This window comes from Mycobacterium sp. (genome assembly GCF_049280035.1).
GTDB lineage: Bacteria > Actinomycetota > Actinomycetes > Mycobacteriales > Mycobacteriaceae > Mycobacterium.
Genome location: NZ_JBAPPI010000119.1, coordinates 1 through 6181 on the forward strand (window position 1 = coordinate 1; position 6181 = coordinate 6181).

Sequence of the window (6181 nt, forward strand, 5' to 3'; positions counted from 1 at the left end):
GGCCCGGGGTTGCCGAGAGGTACACCGTCTGACCGATCCGGTCGGCGAACTCCTCCCAGGTCAGCGGCCGGTTATCGCATGCCGACGGTAACCGGAATCCATATTCGACGAGGTTGCGCTTGCGGGACATGTCGCCCTCGTACATGCCGCCGATCTGCGGCACGGTCACATGCGACTCGTCGATGACCAGCAGGAAATCCTCTGGGAAGTAGTCCAGCAGCGTCGCCGGCGGCGAACCGGGCCCGCGGCCGTCGATGTGGCGTGAGTAGTTCTCGATACCGGAGCAGAACCCGACCTGGCGCATCATCTCGATGTCGTAGTTGGTGCGCATCCGCAGCCGTTGCGCCTCCAGCAGCTTGCCCTGGCCGTCGAGCTCGGCGAGCCGCTCGGCAAGTTCTTCCTCGATGGTGGAGATCGCGTGGGCCATCCGCTCGGGACCGGCCACATAGTGGGTGGCCGGGAAGATGCGCAGCGAGTCGACCTTGCGGATCACCTCACCGGTCAGCGGGTGTAGGTAATACAGCGCCTCGATCTCGTCGCCGAAGTATTCGATGCGGACGGCCAATTCCTCGTAGGAGGGAATGATCTCGACGGTGTCGCCGCGCACCCGGAACGAGCCGCGAGTGAACGAGAGGTCGTTGCGGGTGTACTGCACGTCGACCAGCAGCCGCAGCAGCCCGTCGCGGGGCACCTCGGTGCCCACCTGCAGTTCGACCGAGCGGTCCAGGTAGGACTGCGGCGTGCCCAGGCCGTAGATGCACGACACCGAGGCCACCACGACGACGTCGCGCCGCGACAGCAGCGACGATGTCGCCGAGTGCCGCAGCCGCTCCACATCGTCGTTTATCGAGCTGTCCTTTTCGATGTAGGTGTCGGTCTGCGCGATGTACGCCTCTGGCTGGTAGTAGTCGTAGTACGAGACGAAGTACTCGACGGCGTTATGCGGCAACATCTCTCGAAGCTCATTGGCCAACTGTGCGGCCAGCGTCTTGTTCGGCGCCATCACCAGGGTCGGGCGCTGCAGCCGCTCGATGAGCCATGCGGTGGTCGCCGACTTCCCGGTACCGGTGGCACCCAGCAGCACCACGTCGTGCTCCCCCGCCAGAATTCGGCGCTGCAGCTCCTCGATAGCCGCGGGCTGGTCGCCGGCCGGGTCATGGGGGCTGACCACCTCGAAGTGCCCACCGGCGCGCACCATGTCCTCGACAGGACGGTATTCGGAGTGCGCGACAACCGGATGCTCGGTAGCGAAAGCCATGCCTACCAGGGTAGGCCCGACCACCGACAGCCCGAGGATGCTATCCGTGCTGGCGGGTCCACACCAGGGTCCCCGGCTCACATCGGATCAGGTACCCGTCGTCCGACTTCGACATCGCGAAGACGGGGACGTTCGGCTCGTCACAGGACGTACCGATGGGATGCACCCCGCTAGTGACGGGCGCTCTGTCCCAGGTGTTGGCTTCGCAAACGATCTGCGTATTGGCGCCTGCGTCGTAAGCGAGTTTGTCGACATCGCTGCACACGCCGCCGAGCACCGGCGCAGACGATGCCGTGGCGGGCACAGCCGTACTCGCAGAAGCCTGCGCGGGATCGGCCACGGCGACACCCGGGGGAACGTCACCGACCCGGGTCGCCAGGACGGGAATCCGCAGCATCGCCCCTTGCGCGCCACATTCGTTGCTCTGCACGGTCTGAGTCTGCACGCCGCGTAGCGTGCCGTCGGGTTGCGGCGTCAACGACCAAACCACGGTTTCGGACTGCGTCGACGTCTGCGTTCCGTGCGCTGTGCGGCACTGCGTCTGTAGCTCTCGGGGCGCGCTCTGCCAATGTCCGTCGACGAAATGCAGAACACCGGTGTTGCCGGTGCCGGTGGTCTTCGCCCCGTGGTGGTTGACGTTGTCCAGCTTGGTCCCGGTGGCCGCGCACCCGGTGGACGTGCAGGCGGAAAGGAAGGCCCACCAACTGGTTTGCGCGCCGTTGGTCGGGATAACGCCGTTGGATGACTGCTTTGCGCGGTCGTAGTCCAACCGATAATCACCGTCGAGCACCGGTTTGGCGGCGGCCGGACTTGACCCGGGCAGTACGGCTGACGCCGAAGATGTCGCGTTGAAGCGCGGTGGTGACCCAGGGTTCGACTGAGGCTGGTCGTCCCAGGAGAAAAAGGAGACAGCCCAGGTGACGGTCAGCGCGATGACTAGCGTGACGGCAGTCGCGAGGGCAATGCCGGTCTTGAGTGAAAATCTGCGGCCGAGCTTCATCGAGGCAGCGCTGCGCCGCAAAAGAGCGCCGCGGCGGCGGGAGACCTGGTCGTTGAAGGCGGCGGCAAAATCGCGACACCGATCGAATCTGTCCGCGGGATCCTTCGCAAGGGCTTTGAAGAAAACGTCATTCAGGCGCGCCAGATCGGGACGGTGGTCGCTGAGCCGGGGCGGAGCGGCGTGTAGATGTTGGCCGATCACGGCGACCGGGTTGGAATGCCGATACGGCGGCGCACCGGTCAGCAAGTGAAATGCGGTCGCGGCCAGCGCGTACTGATCGGCCCGCCCGTCGATGTTTGACCCGACTAATTGTTCGGGAGCGGCGTAGGCAACCGTTCCCACCGCGACGTTGGTCTCGGTGATGCCGCTGATATCGGCAAGTTGACGAGCAACTCCGAAATCCGCCAACAGAATCCGTCGTTCGTCTTCCTCGGGATGGGTCAGCAAGATGTTCGCGGGTTTCACGTCCCGATGCAGCAGTCCTCGCACATGGGCATAGTCGAGTGCACCGGCGACAGCTTCGACAATCGCGCCGACGTCGTGTTCTGACATGCCTTTCCGGTAACGCTCTTTCACCAGTCGGGCTGCGTCGGTGCCCTCGACGTAGTCCATCGCGATCCAGAGTTGGCCCTCGAACTCACCGCGATCGTGCACCGCGACGATATGCGGGTGAAATAGCGTTGCCGCCAAATCCGCTTCCCGATTGAATCGCTCACGGAACTCGCCGTCGGCCGTCATCTCCTTGGCCAGGACTTTCAGCGCATCTCGGCGGGGTAAGCGCGGGTGCTTGGCGAGATAGACGTCGGCCATCCCGCCAGAACCCAGTGGACGCAAGATCGAGTAACCCGCAAAGGCGCTACGGTTCGCCATCCCGCCGGACGGCACGCTAGCTTGGCTCTGTCGCCCGCTGAGCGCATCACTGCGGTTTGGCATCGATCTGATCAGCGGTACTCGATGCAATAGTTCGGTGACAGCCAGATGCGGAAGCGATTGATAACCCCGCCGCACCGCGTCACGCGCGCGCTGCCGAGCGCTCACTGGTCGCTGGTCAACATCCCAGCGTTCCGTGTTGTTCGTCTCCTCATTCAATTGGCTGTCACCCCCTCATATCGCCAAACGCCCTGCGCGCAGCGGCGCGGACCCTGTCGATCCGATCAAGGGTCCCGCGGAAAGGCTTGCACACCAGACGCTTTCAATCTGTCATCCACCAGCGCCGCGGCGGCCGAAGCCGGCCCGGGCGCAATTGGACGCAGTTTACGCACTCTTCGGATGATGCCTGCCGACACGTTTGCCCGCGTTGGTGCCACTTAGGAATGAGCTATGAATCGGCGTCTGGCCTGCTCAGTGCGGGCCCAAAGAGCCCACCATTACGACACATAGCGAAGTCACAGGCGCGTCGGTGGAAGCAGGCCTCAGCGGCAGCCGATACTGATGTAGTGAGTCGACCATCCCCGCCCATGCTGACCATTTGGCACGACGGGTCCCAACATACGTTCGCCGCAGGCCAAGACGTGGTCATCGGACGCGACGTGGATGCCGACATCCGGATCGCCGATCCCCGGATTTCCCGCGCACACCTGATCCTGCGTTTCGAGCAGGGCAAGTGGCTGGCGATCGACAACGGCTCAGTGAACGGGACCTTCGTCAACGGATACCGCAGGCCGGTGATCGACGTCCGCGACGGCCAAAGCATCAACATCGGCAATGCCGGCGGACCGCAGCTGAGCTTCGAGGTCGGACAGCCCCGCGGAAGGGCAAGTCGGCCGCCGGGGGGCGGCCCGCCGCGGGACACTGAGCCGTCCACCATCTCATGGTCGACGCCTATCCCGCCGGGGCAGCTTCGGGCGCGACGACCGGGCCCGGCCCGCGGCTCGCGACGCGGCGCCCCCCGGTCCCCCCAACCGCCTACGCCGCGACCGCATCCAGCTCCGCATGTGCGAAACGCACCGCGCCAATCGGCACACGATCGTCCGACCGACGTGCATCTATCTCGGACGCCACCGCCGGGTCCGCCGTCCGCCGAGATAACGGTGGTCAATGCGGGTTCGGCGCCGCCGCGGGACATCATGGCGCCCACCGAGATGACCGTCGTCAGCGCGCGGCCCGGCGAGGTATCAAATCTCGCGACGAGGTTTGTGAATTTCCTGTCGCAGCGATCGGCGCCGCCCACGAAACTGGCCGGCTCGGTCACGATTGGTCGGGCCGATGACAACGACATCGTGATTCCCGACGTGCTGGCCTCCCGCCACCACGCGACGTTGGTTCTCACGCCGCTGGGCACCGAGATCCAGGACCGCAGCATCAACGGGACATTCGTCAACGGCACCCGGGTCGGCTCCGCGATCTTGACCGAGGGTGACGTCGTCACCATCGGAAACGTCGACCTGGTCCTCAGCGGTGGCCTGCTCGTTCCCCGCAGCGAAACCGAAGCCGCGACGCGCACCGGTGGCCTAGAGGTTCGTGGCGTCGAGTACGTCGTCGACAACGGCAAACAACTGCTGGACAACATCTCGCTGACCGCGCGTCCCGGAACGCTGACCGCGGTGATCGGCGGGTCTGGTGCCGGAAAGAGCACGCTGGCGCGGTTGATCGCCGGCTACACCACGCCGAGCTCCGGCTCGGTCACCTTCGAGGGCCACGACGTCCACGCCGAATACGCGTCGCTGCGCAGCAGGATCGGCATGGTTCCGCAAGACGACGTCGTGCACCGTCAGCTCACGGTTAACCAGGCGCTGGGCTACGCCGCAGAACTGCGGTTGCCGCCCGACACCACCAAAGCTGACCGCGCCAAGGTCGTGGCCCAGGTAATCGACGAACTCGACCTGACCAAACACGCCGATACCCGGGTCGACAAGCTGTCCGGTGGTCAGCGCAAACGGGCCTCGATCGCACTCGAGCTGCTCACCGGGCCGTCCCTGTTGATCCTCGACGAGCCGACGTCGGGTCTGGATCCGGCGCTGGACCACCAGGTCATGACGATGCTGCGCCAACTGGCCGACGCGGGCCGGGTGGTGATTGTGGTGACGCACATGCTGTCCTACCTCGACACCTGCGACCAGCTGCTCTTGGTGGCCCCGGGCGGCAAGACGGCGTACTCAGGCCCACCGGACCAGATCGGCGATGCGATGGGCACCACCAACTGGGCCAAGATCTTCAGCCAGGTGGGCGCCGATCCCGAGGAAGCCAACCGCCGGTTCCTCGAGCGTGACCAACAGCTGCCGCCCGCGGCAACGGACCAGCCCGCCGACCTGGGCGAACCCGTTCACACCAGCGTGCGACGCCAGATCTCCACGATCGCCCGCCGGCAGGTCCGGCTGGTCGTCGCCGACCGCGCCTACTTCATCTTCCTGGCAGTGTTGCCGTTCATCCTGGGTGCGCTGTCGCTGACCGTTCCCGGCTCAAGCGGATTCGGCATACCCGGGCCGCACGCGGGCACCCCAGACGAATCCGCGCAGATATTGGCACTGTTGCTGCCGGCGGCGGCCTTCATGGGCACTGCGCTGACGATTCGCGACCTGGTCGGCGAGCGGGCGGTCTTCCAACGCGAACAAGCGGTCGGTCTGTCGACGACGGCCTACCTGCTCGCCAAGACCGCGGTGTTTTGCGGGTTCGCCGTTCTGCAGTCGGCGATCATCACCGCGATCGTGGTGGCCGGTAAGGGCGCGCCGACCCGTGGGGCGGTGCTGATGGGTCACGCAGGCGTCACCGCCACCGTCGAGCTGTTCACCACCGTCGCCGCGACCTGTGTCGCCTCGGCGATCCTCGGTTTGGCCATCTCGTCGTTGGTTCGATCCAGCGAGCAGATCATGCCGCTGTTCGTGGTGGCCGTCATGGCTCAGCTCGTACTGTGCGGCGGGATGGTACCGGTCACCGGCCGGCTCGGGCTCGACCAGCTGTCCTGGCTGATGCCCGCGCGCTGGGGC

At 65.6% G+C, this 6181-nt stretch carries 3 protein-coding genes; 1 reads left to right on the top strand and 2 read right to left on the bottom strand.

Going from position 1 to position 6181, the window contains the following annotated elements; translation table 11 throughout:
• Window positions 1-1258, bottom strand: a 1258-nt coding sequence (locus WAN71_RS03935) for a DEAD/DEAH box helicase family protein (RefSeq protein WP_422224077.1), incomplete at its 3' end; no start/stop codon positions are given.
• Between the two features lie 40 nt (window positions 1259-1298).
• Complete coding sequence (locus WAN71_RS03940) at window positions 1299-3347, bottom strand: serine/threonine-protein kinase (RefSeq protein WP_422224078.1); 2049 nt, start codon at window positions 3345-3347, stop codon at window positions 1299-1301.
• Between the two features lie 368 nt (window positions 3348-3715).
• Here WAN71_RS03940 and WAN71_RS03945 point away from each other — a divergent pair.
• On the top strand, window positions 3716-6181 hold a 2466-nt coding region (locus WAN71_RS03945; RefSeq protein WP_422224079.1), incomplete at its 3' end, for an ATP-binding cassette domain-containing protein.